The organism is Bradyrhizobium sp. WSM471 (assembly GCF_000244915.1).
In the GTDB taxonomy this organism is placed as follows: Bacteria; Pseudomonadota; Alphaproteobacteria; order Rhizobiales; family Xanthobacteraceae; genus Bradyrhizobium.
In genome coordinates, this window is the sequence record NZ_CM001442.1 from 6390247 (window position 1) to 6406627 (window position 16381).

13 protein-coding genes are annotated in these 16381 nt (G+C 64.5%); 3 read left to right on the plus strand and 10 right to left on the minus strand.

The window, feature by feature from the left end; all coding sequences use genetic code 11:
- Window positions 1-50 precede the first annotated feature (50 nt).
- Entirely contained in the window at window positions 51-848 is a 798-nt protein-coding gene (locus tag BRA471DRAFT_RS29070; RefSeq protein WP_007613848.1) for a fumarylacetoacetate hydrolase family protein, read from the minus strand.
- A gap of 198 nt (window positions 849-1046) precedes the next feature.
- Between BRA471DRAFT_RS29070 and BRA471DRAFT_RS29075 the strand changes: the two genes are divergently transcribed.
- Window positions 1047-1946: a LysR substrate-binding domain-containing protein gene (locus BRA471DRAFT_RS29075; RefSeq protein ID WP_007613849.1), complete on the plus strand. Its 900-nt coding sequence runs from the start codon at window positions 1047-1049 to the stop codon at window positions 1944-1946.
- Window positions 1947-1949: 3 nt separating this feature from the next.
- Here the strand turns inward: BRA471DRAFT_RS29075 and BRA471DRAFT_RS29080 are convergent, their stop codons facing one another.
- From BRA471DRAFT_RS29080 to BRA471DRAFT_RS29120, 9 genes are all read right to left on the minus strand, one after another.
- Complete coding sequence (locus tag BRA471DRAFT_RS29080; protein WP_007613850.1) at window positions 1950-3437, minus strand: amidase; 1488 nt, start codon at window positions 3435-3437, stop codon at window positions 1950-1952.
- A gap of 17 nt (window positions 3438-3454) precedes the next feature.
- Complete coding sequence (locus tag BRA471DRAFT_RS29085) at window positions 3455-4252, minus strand: xanthine dehydrogenase family protein subunit M (RefSeq protein ID WP_007613851.1); 798 nt, start codon at window positions 4250-4252, stop codon at window positions 3455-3457.
- An 11-nt stretch (window positions 4253-4263) separates the two neighbouring features.
- Window positions 4264-6651 carry a xanthine dehydrogenase family protein molybdopterin-binding subunit gene (locus BRA471DRAFT_RS29090; protein ID WP_007613852.1) on the minus strand — a complete coding sequence of 796 codons (2388 nt, stop codon included), beginning with the start codon at window positions 6649-6651 and terminating at the stop codon, window positions 4264-4266.
- Window positions 6652-6653: 2 nt separating this feature from the next.
- A complete protein-coding gene (locus tag BRA471DRAFT_RS29095) occupies window positions 6654-7145 on the minus strand; it encodes a (2Fe-2S)-binding protein (protein WP_179950098.1) in 492 nt (163 codons plus the stop codon).
- Between the two features lie 21 nt (window positions 7146-7166).
- Window positions 7167-8273 (minus strand): ABC transporter ATP-binding protein, encoded by a 1107-nt coding sequence (locus tag BRA471DRAFT_RS29100; RefSeq protein WP_007613854.1) that lies wholly within the window; start codon window positions 8271-8273, stop codon window positions 7167-7169.
- Window positions 8274-8281: 8 nt separating this feature from the next.
- On the minus strand, window positions 8282-9187 hold the full coding sequence (locus BRA471DRAFT_RS29105) for an ABC transporter permease (protein ID WP_007613856.1): 906 nt from the start codon (window positions 9185-9187) through the stop codon (window positions 8282-8284).
- Window positions 9184-10101: an ABC transporter permease gene (locus BRA471DRAFT_RS29110; protein ID WP_035974369.1), complete on the minus strand. Its 918-nt coding sequence runs from the start codon at window positions 10099-10101 to the stop codon at window positions 9184-9186. Before BRA471DRAFT_RS29110 ends, BRA471DRAFT_RS29105 begins: the two co-directional genes overlap by 4 nt.
- Window positions 10102-10156: 55 nt before the next feature.
- Window positions 10157-11506 (minus strand): PotD/PotF family extracellular solute-binding protein, encoded by a 1350-nt coding sequence (locus tag BRA471DRAFT_RS29115; protein WP_007613860.1) that lies wholly within the window; start codon window positions 11504-11506, stop codon window positions 10157-10159.
- Window positions 11507-11769: 263 nt separating this feature from the next.
- Entirely contained in the window at window positions 11770-13071 is a 1302-nt protein-coding gene (locus tag BRA471DRAFT_RS29120; protein ID WP_007613862.1) for an MFS transporter, read from the minus strand.
- Between the two features lie 347 nt (window positions 13072-13418).
- Here BRA471DRAFT_RS29120 and BRA471DRAFT_RS29125 point away from each other — a divergent pair, with 347 nt between their 5' ends.
- A complete protein-coding gene (locus BRA471DRAFT_RS29125) occupies window positions 13419-14633 on the plus strand; it encodes an ABC transporter substrate-binding protein (protein ID WP_007613864.1) in 1215 nt (404 codons plus the stop codon).
- A gap of 7 nt (window positions 14634-14640) precedes the next feature.
- Window positions 14641-16374, plus strand: a complete 1734-nt coding sequence (locus BRA471DRAFT_RS29130) for an FAD-dependent oxidoreductase (protein ID WP_007613866.1) — start codon at window positions 14641-14643, stop codon at window positions 16372-16374.
- Window positions 16375-16381: the final 7 nt, after the last annotated feature.

Here is a 16381-nt window from a genome sequence, read left to right on the forward strand (position 1 = left end):
TCCTCGATGCAATCCGGCCTCTCCCCGCCAGCAGGGAGAGGTGAGGACAATCAGGCGATCTTGATCGACATGTCCGGCAAGCCGTCGAGCTTGCACAAGAGCACGTCGCCCTTCACGACCGGGCCGACATTCTCGGGCGTCCCGGAATAAATGATGTCGCCGGCCTTCAGCTCGAACGCTTCCGACAATTTTGCGATCTGCTCGGCCACGCTCCAGATCATCTTGCTGAGATCCGAGCTCTGCTTCACCGTCCCGTTGATCGCCAGCGAAATGGCGCCCTTGTCGAAATGACCGGTCTTGCTGGCCGGGTGGATCGGCCCGATTACCGCGGCGTGGTCAAAGCTCTTGCCGATCTCCCAGGGCTTCTTCTCCGCGGCCATCCCGTTCTGGAGATCGCGCCGGGTCATGTCGAGGCCGAGCGCGTAGCCATAGACATGGTCGAGCGCCTTCTCGGCCGGGATGTTGCTGCCGCCGGACTTCAGCGCGGCGACCAGCTCGACCTCGTGATGATAGTTCTTGGTCAGCGACGGATAGGGATGATCGGCGACTTCGCCCACGGCGACGTTCTGGATAGCGTCGGTCGGCTTCTGGAAGAAGAACGGCGGCTCGCGGTTCGGGTCCGAGCCGCGCTCGATCGCATGCGCCGCGTAATTGCGCCCGATGCAGTAGATGCGGCGGACCTGGAACACCTGGGTTTCACCGACGATCGGGATCGTGACCATCGGCACCGGAAAGATCGGCTTCGGCCCGGCTTGCGCCGCGGCCGGCGCAACTTGCGCGATCGAGGCAGCGCTTGCCGCCGCGGCAATTGCGAGCAGCTCTCGTCGGGTTGCTGATGTCTCTTTCACGTTTTGTGCTCCCTTTTATGTTCGTTGGGCGCATCATGCGCGCCGACCCGCCTGATAATCAATATTCAGTATGCCAGCAACGCTACATCGGCACGTCTACTAATCGATGAGAACATGCCGCCTGCAGAGCCTTCCAAGCCGGCTCCCTTTCGCCATTAGCATGGAACTTGCATAAATTCTGGGCGACATGGACGCCGCATGAACCTCATCAGCCTCGACATCCGCATGCTCCGGTCGCTGATCTCCGTGGTCGAGACCGGCAGCATCACCGAGACCGCGCGACGGCTGGGCCGCACCCAGCCCGCGATCACCCTGCAATTGCAGCGGCTGGAGGAGCTGACCGGCAAGCAATTGTTCGAGCATGCCGGCCGCCGGCTGACGCTGAGCGAGGACGGCACCACGGTTCTCACCTACGCCAAATCCATCCTGCGGTTGCATGACGAATTGATTTCGCAACTGGCGTCACAGGAGATCGAGGGTCAGGTCGTACTCGGCACGCCCGACCTCTATGCCGCCTTCATGCTGCCGCAGATCCTCAGCGTGTTCCGAAAATCCTTCCCGCGCGTCCAGGTCGAGCTCAATTGCGCGCTCTCGACGCCGTTGGTGGGCCTGGTCAAGCGCGGCGATGTCGACATCGCGCTCGTCACCCGCATGAACGATTTTACGGGCGGCCAGGTGGTGCGACGCGAGCAACTGGTCTGGATGACCGGCGAGCAGTCCGCCGCGCACCAGGAGCGGCCCATTCCGCTGGCGCTGCTGCCGCCGGGCAACATCTATCGCGACTACGCGATCGACACACTGGAACGTGCGAATTTGCGCTGGCGCATCGCCTGCGTCAGCGAAAGCGTCGGCGGCCTTCAGGCGGCGGCCTTCGCCGGCATGGCCGTGACCGTACTCGGCCGCAGCGCGCTGGTGCCGGCGATGCGCGAGATCGGCCCGAACGAGGGCCTGCCGCCGCTGCCGAAGATCGAGCTGCTGCTCTACAAGTCGAGCGGCGCGACCTCGAAGGCGGCGACCGCCTTGCACGACTATCTCGCGCACTATCTGCGCCTCGACGAAGAGCTCAGCGGCCGCGGCGAGCCGATCGAGCTGTCCTGAGCTTCATGCCTTCGCGCGCGCGGGACTTTCGCGGAGCGCCAGTGACGGCCAGAAGTTTGCCCAGGGCTGGGCCGCTTCGAACGCAGCGGCGATGCGGAAGATCGTGGGCTCGTCGAGCCAGGGAGCGACGATCTGCAAGCCGATCGGCATTCCCTCGCGATCGAAGCCGCAGGGCAGCGTCGCCGCAGGAAGGCCGGCGAGATTCATCGGCCAGGTGAAGGGCGACCAGCCGAGATGCGGATCGACCTTGCTGCCGTCGATCGCGTCGACGCCGATGCGGCCGGCTTCGAACGCGGTCACCGCGACGGTCGGCGTCACCAGCGCATCGACGCGCTCGAAAAGCTTCAGGAAGCCGCCGCGAGCCTGGCCGCGGCGATACCCTGCTTCGATATAGTCCGTGCCGCTGTAGCGCCGGCCGGCACTGATGACATCAAGATAATCTGCTTCGGAGCCGGCGAGATCGGCCGTGGTCTTGGTCGCGACCGCGGCCGCCTGTTCGGTAAAGGCGATCGGCTTCAGCGTGTGCTCGAGTATCCCGGGATCGAGGCCCGGACCGTCCATGGTGACCTGCGCGCCGCAGGCATCGAGAATGACCAGCGCCTTGCCGAACGCCGCGCGCACATCGGGGCTGACGGCGGCGTAGCCGAGATCGACGCTGGCGCCGATACGAATGCCGTTCAACGACGCGGCCTTCGTATCGAACCGCCGCGCCGCCACCGGCAGGCTCGCGGGATCGCGCAGATCGTAAGCAGCGATGATCTCCAGCGTCAGCGCGGCATCCGCGACGGTGCGCGTAATCGGCCCGGTATGCGCGAGCGAGCCCCAGGACGGTGGCGAGAAGCCGGGCGAACGCGGCACCAGGCCAAAGGTCGGCTTCAGGCCGAACACACCGCAGAAGGACGAGGGCACGCGGATCGAGCCGACGCCATCGGTTCCGATCGCGATCGGGCCGCAGCCGGCGGCAACGCCCGCCGCCGCGCCGCCGCTCGACCCACCACTGGTGCGACCGGGGTTCCACGGATTGCGCGTGGTGCCGGTGACCGGGCTATCCGCCGTCAACTTGTAACCGGACTCGCAGGTCGTGGTCTTGCAGGTGACGATTGCACCCGCCTCCTTCAGCGCCGAGACAACCGCCGCGTCGACATCCGGCACGAACGCCTTGTTCATCGGCGAACCGCCATAGGCCGGCACGCCTGCGACAAAGACCAGGTCCTTGATCGTGACGGGTACACCGGCGAGCGGCCCCTTGGCCTCGCCGGAACGCATCTCCCTGGTGAGACGATCGGCCTCCGCCCTCGCCTGCTCGTACATCGGCGTCACCACCGCGTTGCAGGCCTCATTGGTCACCTCCAGCGCGGCAATGGTGTCGTCGACGACATCGCGCGGAGTGAACGCCTTGCGCCGGTAGCCGGCCAGGATCTCGGTTGCGGAAAGCGAGCCAAGGCCAGTCGGCGCCGGCGGGAAGGCCGTTCGGCCGGAACCATCAGTCATCATCAACCCTAAAAGTGCTAGCTGAGCGCCGCGTCGACGGCGCGCCTGGCCATCGCCGTGACGAGATGCGCACGGTAGTCGGCTTCGGCATGGATGTCGGAAGTGAGGCCGTCGGTGTCGATCCTGATCGCCGCGATCGCGGACGGATCGAAATTTCGAGACAGCGCTTCTTCCATCGGCGGAACGCGGAATACGCCGGAGCCCGCTCCGGTCACGGCCACGCGAACGCCATCGGCGAATTTCGCGACGAACACGCCGACCAGCGCATAGCGCGACGCCGGCGCCTTGAACTTGGCGTAGCCCGCCTTGAGCGGCACCGGAAAGCGGATCGCCGTGATGATCTCGCCAGGTTCAAGCGCGGTCTCGAACAGGCCGCGGAAGAACCCGTCGGCCGCGATCTCGCGCGTGCTGGTGACGACGGTCGCGCCCAGCCCGAGCACACCTGCCGGATAATCGGCCGCCGGATCGTTGTTCGCGACGGAGCCACCGATGGTGCCGCGGATGCGCACGGCGGGATCGCCGATCATCGAGGCCAGCGCGGCGAGTCCGGGAATCTTCGCCTGCACCAGCTTCGAGGCGGCCACCACCGCATGTGGCGTCATTGCACCGATGGTGATGGTGGCGCCGTCGTCGGTGATGCCCTTCAGATGTCCGAGCCTCGACAGGTCGACTAGGGCAGGCGGACTGGCGAGCCGCTGCTTCAACGTCGGGATCAGCGTCATGCCGCCGGCGACGAGCTTGCTGTCCTCGATCGAGGTCAGCAGTTTGGCAGCGTCGGGAATTTCGCTCGGCTGGTGATAGGCAAACGGCTTCATTGTCATCCTCCCTATTCCGCAGCGACCGGCAGCGACGCGTTTTGCAGCAGGCGCCAGATCCGGTTCGGCGTCGCCGGCATGTCGACATGGGTGACGCCGAGATGCGACAGCGCATCGACCACCGCATTGATGACCGCCGCCGGGGAACCGATGGTGCCGACCTCGCCGCAGCCCTTCACGCCCATCGGCGTGTGCGTGCACAGCGTCGAATGGGTCGCGATGTTCATCATCGGCATGTGGTCGGCGCGCGGCATGCAATAGTCCATCAGCGAGCCCGACAGCAGCTGGCCCGAGCCCTCGTCATAGACTGCGTTCTCGTACAGCGCCTGGCCGACGCCCTGCACGATGCCGCCGTGCAACTGGCCCTCCACGATCATCGGGTTGATGACCGTGCCGACGTCGTCCACCGCGGTGTAGTTGACCAGCGTCACCGTGCCGGTTTCCGGGTCGATCTCGACCTCGGCAATGTGGCAGCCGCCGGGATAGGTGAAGTTGACGGGATCGTAGTAAGCCTGCTCCTCGAGCCCCGGCTCCAGCACTTCGAGCGGATAGTCGTGCGGCACGTAGGCGGCGCCCGCGATCTCCTCGAACGTCTTCATGCGGTCGGTCCCCGCGACCGAGAATTTTCCGGCCTCGAACTGGATATCCACTTCGGCCGCTTCAAGCAGATGCGCCGCGATCTTCCTGCCTTTCGCGACCACCTTGTCCGTCGCCTTCGACAGCGCCGCGCCGCCGACCACCAGCGAACGCGAGCCATAGGTGCCCATGCCGAACTGCACGCGATCGGTATCGCCGAACACGATGTCGACATTGTCAAACGCGACGCCGAGCTTTTCCGAGACGATCTGGGCGAACGTCGTCTCGTGGCCCTGGCCGTGATTATGCGTGCCGATCATGACCGTGACCTGGCCGGTCGGATGCACCCGCACCGTGGCACTTTCATAGAGTCCGCCGCGCGCGCCCAGCCGTCCTGCGAAGCGCGACGGCGCAAGGCCGCAGGCCTCGACATAGGTCGAGTAGCCGAGCCCGCGGAATTTGCCCCTACGCGCCGACTCCGCCTTGCGGATACCGAAGTTCTTGACGTCGGCCGCGACAAGAGCGCCGTCGAGACATCCCATCGGATCGCCGGAATCGTACTGCACCAGCACCGGCGTCTGATACGGATAGGCCTCCTTCGGGATCATGTTGCGTCGGCGGATCTCGACGCGGTCGATGCCCATCTCGCTGGCTGCGACGTCGACGATGCGCTCCAGCACGAAGGTCGCCTCTGGACGGCCGGCGCCGCGATAGGCGTCGACCGGAACGGTGTTGGTGAATACCACCTTCACGTTGCAGTAGATTGCCGGCGTCGTGTAGACGCCGCCGAGCAGCGGTCCGTAGAGATTGGTCGGGATGTTCGGTCCGAAGGTCGAGAGATAGCCGCCCATATTGGCAAGCGTGTTGACACGGAAGGCCAGAAACTTCCCGGTCTCGTCCAGCGCGAGCTCGGCCTCGGTGACGTGATCGCGGCCGTGGCGATCAGAGACATAACCCTCCGACCGGCTCGCAACCCATTTGATCGGCCGCATCACGCGCTTGGCGGCCCAGGTGATCACGGCCTCCTCGCCGTAGTGAAACTGCTTGACGCCAAAGCCGCCGCCGACATCGGGTGCGACCACGCGCAGTTTGTGCTGCGGGATGTTCAGCACCAGCGCGCCCATCAGGAAGCGCACGACGTGCGGGAACTGGCTGGTGGTCCACAACGTGAAGCGATCGGTGCCGGGCTCATATTCGGCGATCGCCGCGCGCGGCTCCATCGGGTTGCCAATCAGCCTGTTGTTGACGAGGCTGAGCTTTGCGACATGCGCCGCTTTCCGGAACGCGGTCTCGACCGCGGCCTTGTCGCCGAGCTCCCAATCGCAACAGATGTTGTTCGGAACGTCGTCGAACAGTTGCGGCGCGCCCGGCCGCACGGCTTCGAGCACGCCGACCACCGAGGGCAGCACCTCGTAATCGACCGTCAGCAGCTCGGCTGCCGCGCTGGCCTGCGCCGGCGTTTCCGCGACGACGAAGGCCACCATGTCGCCGACGAAGCGCACCTTGCCCTGCGCCAGCATCGGGAACGGCGGCTCCTTCATCGGCACGCCTTTGGCGTCCGTGATACCCCAGCCGCAGGGCAGCGAGCCCAGCTTGTCCGCGGCGGCATCTTCGCCGGTCAGGACCGCGATGACGCCGGGCGATGCGAGCGCCGCATTCTTGTCGATACCGCGCAGGATCGCGTGTCCGTGCGGCGAGCGCACGAACACACCCGCCGTCATGCCCGGACGCTTGATGTCGGAGACGTAATTGCCGCGGCCGGTGAGGAAGCGCTGGTCCTCTTTCCGTTTGGGTGAAGCGCCGATCCCGATCACGTTGCCCATGGTCACTCTCCCTTGGCGGCGTTCATAGCGGCAGCGCCAGCCATGACCGAGACGACGATGTTCTGATAGCCAGTGCAGCGGCAGATATTGCCTTCAAGGCCGTGGCGGACGTCGGCTTCCGACAGGTCCGGCTTCTCGGTCGCGAGCGCCACCGCCGTCATCAACATGCCGGGCGTGCAAAAACCGCATTGCAGACCGTGATGCTCGCGAAACGCTTCCTGCATCGGATGCATTTGGTTCGAACCGGGAGCTCCGTGAAGCCCCTCGATAGTGAGCAGCGTCGCACCGTCGAGCGCAGGCGCCAGCAGCGTGCAGCTCTTCACCGGCAGGCCGTCGAGATGCACCACGCAGGCGCCGCACTGGCTGGTGTCGCAGCCGATATGGGTGCCGGTGAGGTTGAGCCGCTCGCGCAGCAGCTCGGCGACGAGCGTCGCCGGCTCGACATCGACAGTGGTCGGCCGTCCGTTGAGTGTGAAGGATATCTGCACGATCATACTCCTGTGGGCGACGGGTCTTTAGGCAAGTGGAAGCGCGCTGCCGGTGGCCCATGTGGCCATCACGACGTCGCCGACGGTGAACGGATCCGCGAAGAAGGTCTTTTCCGGCACATAGGCAACGAACGCGTCGTCCGGCACGGTGTCCAGCATGACCTTGACGAAATAGCCTTGGTATTCGATCGCCAGCACACGACTCGGCAGCGACGTGGTGCAGCCCGGCGGCAGTTCCCTGCCCGGCCGGACCAGCGCGACATCGTCGCGGCGCACGGCGATATCGATCTTGTCACCGACGCTGACCGTGGACCGCGCCTGAAGCGGGACCTCGATGCCATCAGGCGCAGCCTGAGCGAGCGTAAACGTCGAACCGTTGACCTTCTCGACCCGCCCCGACAGCACGTTCTGCCCGCCCATGAACTCGGCGACGTAACGATCGTGCGGATGGGCATAGACGTCGCGCGCCGCGCCCGCCTGTTTGATTCTGCCCTGCTCCATCACCACGACCAGATCGGCGAGCGCGATCGCCTCGAGCTGGGTGTGGGTGACGTGGATGAAGGTGATGCCGAGCTCCTGCTGCATCCGCCTGAGTTCCTGGCGCATCTGCACGCGGAGCTGCTCGTCGAGGGCGGACAGCGGCTCATCGAGCAGCAGCACCCTCGGCTCGGTGATCGCCGCGCGCGCCAGCGCCACGCGCTGCTGCTGGCCGCCGGAGAGCTGCGCCGGCAGGCGATCGGCGAACTGCGTCAGCCGCACCTTCTCGATCATGGCATCGGCTGCGCGCAGGCGATCGGCCTTCGACATGCCGCGTACGCGCAAGGCGAACGCGATGTTGTCACGCACGGTGAGATGCGGGAACAGCGCGTAGGACTGAAACATCATCGCGGTGCGCCGCTGCACCGGCGCGAGCCCGACGACGTTCTGGCCGCCGATGACGATCTCACCCGCGGTCGGGTCCTCGTGGCCGGCGATCATGCGCAAAATCGTGGTCTTACCGCAGCCGGACGGGCCGATGAAGCAGCAATAGGCGCCGTCGGCGATCTTGAGGTTGACGCCGTCGACCACATTGCTGACGCCGTCAAAGCTCTTGCAGACGCCCGCCAGTTCGATATCGCCGCGATCGCTCTTCATTTCCGAGCTCAACCCTTTGTGCTGCTGCCGCGCTTCTTCTGGATCAGCACGATGCTGCCCAGGCTCGCGCCGATGACGATGAAGGAGACGATGGTGGTCACGGTGCCGAGCGCATAGAGCGAAGGCGAGGTGACGTTCAGCGTCATGCTCCAGATCTCCAGCGGCAGCGTATTGAGCGAGCCCGCGGTCTGGAGGCTGCGCGCAAACTCGTCGTAAGAGAGCGTGAAGCCGAACAGCGCGACCGCGACCAGGCCGGGCGCCAGCACCGGGATCATCACCAGCCGGATGGATTGCCAGCGGCTGGCGCCGAGGTCGTAGGCCGCCTCCTCCCAGACGTGGTTGAAGCGCGACATCACGGCAAACATCACGAGCACACCGAACGGCAGCGTCCAGGACAATTGCGCGCCGAGCGCCGAGGTGTACCAGCTCGCATTGAGCCCGAGCGCCTGGAACAACAGACCGGTGCCGAGACCGAGCACGAGACCCGGAGCGACCAGGCTGCCGATCATCATGTAGAACACGACGGTGTCGCCGCGGAAGCGCTTGCGAAAGCCGAGCCCCGCGAGGAACGAGACCACCACCGTGATGACAGTGACGATGATCGCGAGCTTGATCGAACGATCGAACGAGCCCTTGACGTCACCGGTCCGCACCTGGGTGAAGAGATCGACGAACCAGTGCAGCGAAGTGCCCTTCATCGGGAACACGAGGCCACCACGGATGTCCTGGAAGGACAGGACGTAGATACAGAACATCGGGCCGTAGAGCACGATCACGTAGAACGCAAACAGCGTTGCGAGCACGTAGAACGTCCAAGGCCGCTGCCCGCGGCTCGGCGCTATCGCTTTGCTCGTCGCCGGCGCGACCGTCTTTGACATTTCGGTTTTGGGCATGTCGGCGAGAACCGCGCTCATCGCGTGATCTCCTGCCTGATGTCGACGGTGCGCAGGATCAGCGAGACGATCGCGACCAGCACCAGCGTCAGCAATACTGCGCTCGCTGCCGCGGTCGGATATTGGAGCACGCCGACGTCCTCGTAGAACGCGCTGACCACCGAGGCCGAGCCGCCGCCGGACATCACCTTGACCACGAAGAAATCGCCCATCACGATCGAGACGACGAAGATGGTTCCGAGGGCGATGCCGCTCTTGGACATCGGCACCACGATCAGGCGCATGATGTCGAAACGGCTGGCGCCTGCATCGATCGCGGCCTCGATCAGCTTCTTGTCGATCCGTGCCATGGAATTGAAGATCGGCACGATCATGAAGATGGTGAGCTGGTGGACATAGGCGATGACCACCGCCAGGTCCGAGAACAGCAGCACTTCCAGCGGCTGGCGGATCACGCCCAGTCCCAGCAGCGCCTGGTTGATCAGGCCTTCCTTGCCGAGCAGCGGAATCCAGGAAATCATCCGGATGATGTTCGAGGTCCAGAACGGCACCGTGCAGAGCAGGAACAGACCAATCGCCAGCAGTTGGTTGCGGACGTGGAAAACCAGGAAGTATGCGACGAAGAAGCCGATGATCAACGTGAAGATCCAGGTCAGCACCGTGAACTTGATCGTCGCCAGATACAGCTTCAGCGTCAGGGCCGAATGCAACACCTCGACATAGCTTGCGAGCGTGAAGCCCGGCGTCAGCCCGCCAAAGCCGTCGGTGGCGAAGAAGCTCGCGGCCAGCACGACCAGGATCGGCGCCACGAAGAACGGCACGAGCACCAGCACGAGCGGCGACACGTAGAGCCAGCCGGCGAGATTTGCGCGTGGTGAGGTTTGAGCTGGACTAAGACTTGGCTGCATGTCGGCAAACGCCTCGACGTCGGTCATTTGGCACCGGCGCATCGCCGCGCCGGCGCTTCGTTCACGTCAGGGAAAGCAGGTTTCAGGCCACCTTGAAGTCGTTCCAGCGCTTGTTCATGTAGGCGGCTTCGTCCATCAGCGTGTTCCAGCAGGAGATGTTCTTGACGCGGTCGAGGAACGAGCCGCCGTCGCGCTTGGTGCCGGTCTTCTCCATCGGCACGCCATAGGGGTCGTTGACGACCTCGGGCGCGGGCTGGCCCTCGTACCAGAACGCCCATTCGGCCGGCGTGAGGAATTTCTTCGCGGTCGAAGGGACCGGGCTGTAATAGCCGTAGCGCGCGACGAAGCCGCCCTGCCAGCCCGACAGATACCAGTTGAGATATTCGTAGGCTGCGTCCAGCTTCTTGCCGGAGAGATGCTTCATCAGGCCCATCCCGTTGCACCAGCCGCGATAGCCTTCCTTGCCGTTCTTGATATTGACCGGCGCATAGACACAGGGGATTTCTTTCACGCGCACCGCGGCAACCGCCGGCGACCACATCGACTGGATCACCACTTCACCCGCCGCCATCAGCTGCACCGACTGGTCGAAGGTGGTCCAGGTCGCGCGGAACTGGCCCTGCTTCTTGAGCTCGATCAGCTTGTTGCAGGTGAAGTCGATCTCCTCCTTGGTCATGTTGCCCTTGTTGCCGTACTTGATCAGCCCGGCGCTTTCGAAGCAGAGCGCGGCGTCCATGATGCCGATCGCGGGCACGTCGAGGATCGCGGCCTTGCCTTTGAATTTCGGATCGATCAGATCCTTCCATTCCGTGACTTCATGGCCGACGAGGTCGGGGCGGTAACCGATGGAATCGGCATTGTAGACCTGCGGCAGGAAGGTCGCCCATTCGGTAACGCCGTCATGCAGATCGGTGGAGTCAGGCTTGGAAATGTACATGGCCTCATAGGGCGAGATGCCCTGGCGCGGGATCTTGTGACCGTCGATCTCGCCCTTGGTAAAGATCGGCAGGATGTTGTCGAACTCCTTGACCTTCTTGACCTCGATGCCCTGGATGACGCCGCGCTTGGCAGCGAGCTTGGCCTGCCAGCCCTCGAGATCGGCGATGTCGACCGTATTAGGCTGGCTTATGAAGCGGTTGATGGCGGCAGAGGTGTCGAGGTTCTGCATCGTCACCTTGAAGCCGAGATCCTTGGCCGCCTGGTCGCCGATCGCCTTCACCACCGAATAGGACACGCCGACATGGCGCAGCTCGATATCCTTGATCTCCTGCGCCCAGATGGTCGGGAATCCGCGGATCGCGTCCGATCCTGCAGCCGCGCCGGCCACGGCCGCGGCGCCCTTCAACAGCGTGCGCCTGCTCAGCTTTTTCGCAGACTTGTCGCTCGTCCCCGCCGGATTGGCAGTGGATGTCCCCTTGTCCCTGTCAAGCATGGCAACCCTCGTTGGCTACGATGAACGCTGCGCACCGGTCGCCATTGACCGGCTGCGGATGTGATCAATTGCGAGGGAGGCTATGGGCGGGATGTTGTGAAGTAAAATTGGAAGTAAAAATTCGCCGCATAAACGCGGCTAATGGTTCGCCCCGCTGCATCGGCTTTTGGCAGCGCGCATAAGAAGGCGTCAGGGCCTGCGTACAAAACGATGGCTTCGAACGTGCGGGCCCATTCGCGCGGCAGACGTGATGAAGGCGGTCCTCAGGACCTGAGCTGGTCCCGCGCCGTCTCCGGCGCCATCAGCGTTGCGATGATGGTGATGACCGACAGCGCGATGATGTAAACCGACACGGCCCAATAAGAACCGGCCCATGCCAGCAGTGCCGTCGCAATCAGCGGCGAGAAGCCGCCGCTCAGCGCGGCGGCAACGTTGGCTCCCAGCGATGCGCCACTGTAGCGCACCTGGGTGCGGAACAGCTCCGGCATGAAGGCCGCCTTCGGCCCGAACAGCAGCGCATGCGTCAGTGTCATCGTCACGACGAGCGCGAGCGTGATCAGCGCCGGCTCCCTGGTGTCGAGGAACCAGAACAACGGAAACGCCAGCGCCACCGAGAACACGCCACCGGCGAGATACAGCGCTTTGCGGCCGAAGATGTCGGACAGCCAGCCTGCAAGGGGCAGCGTCGCGAGCTCAACGAGCGCGGCATAGACCACCGCGTTCAGGATCACCTGCCGGGGAAGGCCGAGCTGCGTCGTGGCATAGACCACGGTGAAAACAGTGAGGAGATAAGCGAGCCCGACTTCGGACACCGTGATGCCGATCGCGAGCAGGAAGCTGCGCCAGTCGCGGCGCAGGACTTCCAGCGCCGGCTGCGCCAGCACCTCCTTGCGCTCGAGCACCTCCTTGAAGTGCGGCGTCTCCGCAAGTTTCAGCCTTACGATGAAGCCGACGCCGACGAGCAGGATGCTGATCAGAAACGGCACGCGCCAGCCCCAGCTCAGGAAGTCCGCTTCGGGCAGCTGCGTCATCAGACCGAAAATGCCGGTGGACGCGGCGACGCCGACGGGGAAACCGATCTGCACCAGGCTGCCGTAAAAGCCGCGGCGGTTGCCGGCGTGCTCGGCCACCATGACCACCGCCCCGCTCCACTCGCCACCGAGCCCGATGCCCTGGACGAAGCGCAAAATGACGAGGAAGATCGGCGCCCAGACGCCGATCTGACTGTAGGTCGGCAGGCAACCGATCAGGAACGTGCCCAGTCCCATCGCGATCATGGTCGCGACCAGCATCTTCTTGCGGCCGAGCCGGTCACCATAATGCCCGATGATCGCGCCGCCGATCGGGCGCGCGACGAAGCCGACCGCATAGGTCGAGAACGCCGCCAGCGTGCCGACGTAGGGATCGAAGCTCGGGAAGAACAGCTTGTTCAGCACCAGCGCCGCCGCCGTGCCGTAGATCAGGAAGTCGTACCACTCGATCGCGGTGCCGAGCGCGCTCGCCCAAACCACATGCGCCGTCGTCGATTTCTCCGCCGCCGTCGCGACCCTCGCTGCTGCCGTCATTGCCATCCGCCCCAAGATTCCTGGGGGCATCATGGCCAAACGTTGTGGCGGTTGCAACTTGGGGGAGTGTTGGTTCTCCCCAGATCACGATGCGAGATTTTCACGCCACTGCCTCCGCACCGTCGTCCCGGCGGAGGCCGCGACCCATAACGACAGGGAGGAGTTTGGCGAAGACCCGTGCTCCGGTACTGCGACCGCCCGGCATCGAAAGATCACGCAGTATGGGTCCAGGCCTTCGCCGGGACGACGTGGAACCGCTATTCGCCATTGACAAACTTATTCGCCATTATCTAACTTACCGCCATAACCAACCGCGCCAAGCGGCCCATAAACGAGAGGGAACGACGATGAGAGGGTTTTTGGCCTGCGCCATGCTCGCGGCCATGACTTCGGCTGCCATGACCAATGTTGCGAACGCGCAAGTCTCCGACGACGCCGTGCGGATCGGCGTGCTGACGGATCTGTCGAGCTGGGGCCGCGACAACAGCGGGCCGGGCTCCGTGGAGGCCGCGAAAATGGCGGTGGAGGAATTCGGGCCCACCGTGCTCGGCAAGCCGATCGAGATCATCAGCGCCGATCACCAGATGAAGACCGACGTCGGCGTACAGATCGTGCGCGGCTGGTTCGACAACGGCAAGGTCGATGCCGTCGTCGACATCCCCAATTCCGGCATCGCGATCGCCGTCCACAACATGGTGCGCGAGCGCAACAAGATCGCGCTGCTCTCCGGCCCCGGCGCGAGTTCGCTGACCGACGAGCTTTGCAGCCCGAACACCGTGCACTTCACCTACGACACCTACGCGCTGTCCAAAGTCACTGCTTCCGCCGTGATCAAGGAAGGCGGAAAATCCTGGTACTTCATCACCGCCGACTACGCCTTCGGCCAGCAGCTCGAGAAGGACGCCACGCGCTTCATCAACGAGATGGGCGGGAAGGTTTTGGGTGGCGTGAAGCACCCGACCAACACGGCCGATTTCTCGTCCTTTGCACTCCAGGCGCAAAGCTCGAAATCGGACGTCGTCGCCTTCGCCAATGCCGGCCAGGACACCGACAATGCGATCAAGCAGTCGGGCGAGTTCGGCCTGGTCCAGGGCGGCCAGAAGCTGGTCGGCCTCCTGATGTTCGACACCGACGTGCACGCGATCGGGCTCAAATCCGCGCAGGGCACCTACATGACCACGGCGTCGTACTGGAATATGGACGAAGCGACCCGCGCATGGTCGCGGAAATTCTACGAGCGCACCAAGGTGATGCCGACCATGATCCAGACCGGCGTCTACGGCTCGGTGCTGCATTATCTCAAGGCCATCAAGGCCGCCGGCACCGATGATCCCGCCAAGGCGATGGCCAAGATGCGCGAGCTGCCAATCGAGGATTCATTCGTCCATGGCGGCAAGTTGCGCGAGGACGGCCGCGTCATTCGCGACATGTATCTCGCCAAGGTGAAATCGCCCGAGCAGTCCAAGGAACCGTGGGATTATTTGGAGATCATCAAGACGGTGAAGGGCGAGGACGCCTTCCGCCCGGTCTCCGAGTCGAAATGTCCGTTGCTCAAGAAGTGAGGCCTGCATGACCGGCAACGAGCGCAACGCAGGCGAAACCTACGAGTGCGATGTGCTCGTGGCTGGATCGGGCTGCTCCGGCATGTCGGCCGCGATCACCGCACGCTATCGCGGCCTCGACGTCCTGATCGTCGAGAAGGAGCCGCGCTTCGGCGGCACCACCGCCCGCTCCGGCGGCTGGTTGTGGATACCCGGCACGTCGCTGGCGAAGGCATACGGCATCGAGGAGACTCCAGAGCAGGCGCGCACTTACCTGCGGCACGAAGCCGGCAACAACTTTGACGCCGCGCGGGTCGATGCATTCCTGAGCGCCGGCCCCGAGGCGGTCGATTTTTTCACCAGCAAGACCGCGCTCCGCTTCGACATGCCGCTGGTGTTCCCGGATTACCACGCCGAGGCGCCCGGCGGCAGCCAGGGTGGTCGTTCGATGGTGGCGCGCCCGTTCGACGGCCGCGAGCTCGGCGACCAGATCAAGGCCCTCGGCATGCCCCTGCCGGAGCTGACCGTATTCGGCATGATGCTCGGATCCGGCAAGGACATCGTCCATTTCATGCGCGCGACGAAGTCGCTGACCTCGGCGGCCTATGTCGCGAAGCGCCTGTCGCGGCATCTGATGGACGTGCTGCGCTATGGCCGCGGCATGACGCTGACCAACGGCAATGCGCTCGCAGGGCGCCTGGCAAAATCCGCGCAGGATCTGAAGATTCCGATGTGGCTGTCCGCGCCGGTGCGCGAGCTGACGGTCGAGAACGGCACTGTCACCGGCGCCATTGTCGCCCGCGAGGGACGCGACGTCCGCATTCGTGCAAAACAAGGCGTCGTGCTCGCCTGCGGCGGTTTCCCGCATGATGTCGAACGGCGCAAGAAGATGTTCCCACACGCGCCGACCGGCAACGAGCATTTTTCGCCGGGACCGACCGGCAACACCGGCGACGGCCTGCGGCTTGCCGAGAACGCCGGCGGACATGTCGAGGACCGGCTGCCGAACGCGGCGGCCTGGGTCCCGGTCTCGGTCACCAAGCGCAAGGACGGCTCACACGGCGTGATGCCGCATTTCATCGACCGCGCCAAACCCGGCGTAATCGCGGTGATGCGCGACGGCAAGCGCTTTGCCAACGAGGGCAATTCCTATCACGACTTCGTCCAGGCCATGGTCAAGGCGGCGAAACCCGGCGAGGAAATCGCGGCCTACCTGGTCTGCGATCACCAGACCTTGCGCAAATATGGTCTCGGCTGCGTACCGCCATTTCCGATGCCGCTGGGTCATCACCTCAATACTGGCTATCTCATGCGCGGCGAGACGCTGGAGGCACTCGCGGCAAAGGCGGGCATCGACAGCATGGCGTTCGTCGAGACCGTCAAGCAGTTCAATGCGACCGCACCACAGGGACACGACGCCGCCTTCGGCAAGGGATCAAAAGCCTATAACCGCTACCAGGGCGATGCCCTGCACGGCCCGAACCCCTGCGTCGCGCCGATCGAGAACGGCCCGTTCTACGCCATCAAGATGGTGGTCGGCGATCTCGGCACCTATGCCGGCATCATCACCGACGAGAACGCGCGGGCGCTCGATGCGGAGGGACGGGTGATTCCCGGGCTCTATGCGGCCGGCAACGACATGGCGAGCATCATGGGCGGCAATTATCCCGGCGCCGGCATCACGCTTGGGCCGGCGCTGACCTTCGGCTACATTGCCGGCCGTCATCTCGCCGACAGCGCCGCCAAGCGCAACGCGGCGTAAGCCACGC

Bases quoted from the DNA above. Each gene is read 5' to 3' on its own strand.
- BRA471DRAFT_RS29075 (WP_007613849.1), top strand. From the start codon at position 1,047: ATGAACCTCATCAGCCTCGACATCCGCATGCTCCGGTCGCTGATCTCC.
- BRA471DRAFT_RS29080 (WP_007613850.1), bottom strand. From the start codon at position 3,437: ATGACTGATGGTTCCGGCCGAACGGCCTTCCCGCCGGCGCCGACTGGC.
- BRA471DRAFT_RS29085 (WP_007613851.1), bottom strand. From the start codon at position 4,252: ATGAAGCCGTTTGCCTATCACCAGCCGAGCGAAATTCCCGACGCTGCC.
- BRA471DRAFT_RS29090 (WP_007613852.1), bottom strand. From the start codon at position 6,651: ATGGGCAACGTGATCGGGATCGGCGCTTCACCCAAACGGAAAGAGGAC.
- BRA471DRAFT_RS29095 (WP_179950098.1), bottom strand. From the start codon at position 7,145: ATGATCGTGCAGATATCCTTCACACTCAACGGACGGCCGACCACTGTC.
- BRA471DRAFT_RS29100 (WP_007613854.1), bottom strand. From the start codon at position 8,273: ATGAAGAGCGATCGCGGCGATATCGAACTGGCGGGCGTCTGCAAGAGC.
- BRA471DRAFT_RS29105 (WP_007613856.1), bottom strand. From the start codon at position 9,187: ATGAGCGCGGTTCTCGCCGACATGCCCAAAACCGAAATGTCAAAGACG.
- BRA471DRAFT_RS29110 (WP_035974369.1), bottom strand. From the start codon at position 10,101: ATGACCGACGTCGAGGCGTTTGCCGACATGCAGCCAAGTCTTAGTCCA.
- BRA471DRAFT_RS29115 (WP_007613860.1), bottom strand. From the start codon at position 11,506: ATGCTTGACAGGGACAAGGGGACATCCACTGCCAATCCGGCGGGGACG.
- BRA471DRAFT_RS29120 (WP_007613862.1), bottom strand. From the start codon at position 13,071: ATGACGGCAGCAGCGAGGGTCGCGACGGCGGCGGAGAAATCGACGACG.
- BRA471DRAFT_RS29125 (WP_007613864.1), top strand. From the start codon at position 13,419: ATGAGAGGGTTTTTGGCCTGCGCCATGCTCGCGGCCATGACTTCGGCT.
- BRA471DRAFT_RS29130 (WP_007613866.1), top strand. From the start codon at position 14,641: ATGACCGGCAACGAGCGCAACGCAGGCGAAACCTACGAGTGCGATGTG.